2 protein-coding genes and 1 pseudogene are annotated in these 904 nt (G+C 69.0%); all 3 read left to right on the top strand.

The annotated features are described in order from the left end of the window. Positions 1-317, top strand: a 317-nt coding sequence (locus ABEA26_RS36065) for a transposase (protein WP_425587964.1), incomplete at its 5' end; no start/stop codon positions are given. Continuing rightward, positions 314-559, top strand: coding sequence for a hypothetical protein (locus tag ABEA26_RS36060; protein ID WP_345598306.1), 246 nt, complete (start codon positions 314-316; stop codon positions 557-559). The genes ABEA26_RS36065 and ABEA26_RS36060, both read left to right, overlap by 4 nt. After that, positions 556-904 (top strand): annotated as a pseudogene (locus ABEA26_RS36540) (hypothetical protein); the annotation flags it as partial. The gene ABEA26_RS36060 and the pseudogene ABEA26_RS36540, both read left to right, overlap by 4 nt.

The following is a 904-nucleotide window of genomic DNA, read 5'->3' as shown; positions in this document are numbered from 1 at the left end:
CAGAGGAAGTAGCACCAGGTGGCAAGCAAGTACCGAAGCGGGTGCACCGAGGAGTTCAAGCGGGACGCGATCGCGCTCGTCGACTCCTCGGGCAAGACGGTCACCACCGTCGCCCGGGAACTCGGAATCAGCTCGAGTCCCTGCGCGGCTGGTACCGCAAGGCCAAGGCCGACCGGGGCGAGGGCGAGTCCGGTGAGCTGACCAGCGCCGAGCGCGAGGAGCTCAAGCGGCTGCGCAAGGAGGTCCGCGAACAGCAGCAGACGATCGAGATCCTGAAAAAAGCGACGGCCTTCTTCGTGAAGGAGAACGACCGGTGAGCGAGCTGTACCGGTTGATCCGTGCGGAGAAGGCGACGTACCCGATCGTCCTGCTGTGCCGGGTGCTGAATGTCGCCCGCTCCTCCTACTACGCCTGGTGCGAGGGCGCGGCGGCCCGCCGTGCCCGGCAAGCCGCCGACGATGCGCTCGCGCACGAGATCACCTTGGTGCACATCGCCTCCCGCCACCCTACGGTGTCCCGCGCATCCACGCCGAACTACGCCGCCTGGGACGGCGGGTGAACCGCAAGCGCATCGCCCGTGTGATGCGTGAGCGCGACATCCGTGGTGTCACCCGACGCAGACGGCGTTCGCTGACCCGGCCCGACAAGAAGGCGAAGCCGGCCCCGGACCTGATCGGCCGCGACTTCCACGCCGAGCGGCCCGGCATCAAGCTGGTCGGCGACATCACCTGCCTGCCCACCGCCGGAGGCTGGCTCTCCTCGCCTGCTGGCTGGATCTGGCCACTCGCGAGGTCGTCGGCTACGCCATGGCCGACCACCACCGCGCCGAACTCGTCGTCGCCGCTCTCGACATGGCCCACGGCCAGGGCGGACTCGAGCCCGGCTGCGTGGTCCACAGCGATCG

It is taken from the genome of Streptomyces marokkonensis, assembly GCF_039539045.1.
Taxonomy (GTDB): Bacteria; Actinomycetota; Actinomycetes; order Streptomycetales; family Streptomycetaceae; genus Streptomyces; species Streptomyces marokkonensis.
Note: the sequence above shows the minus strand (reverse complement) of the source record. Positions and strands in the feature narration are given on the sequence as shown.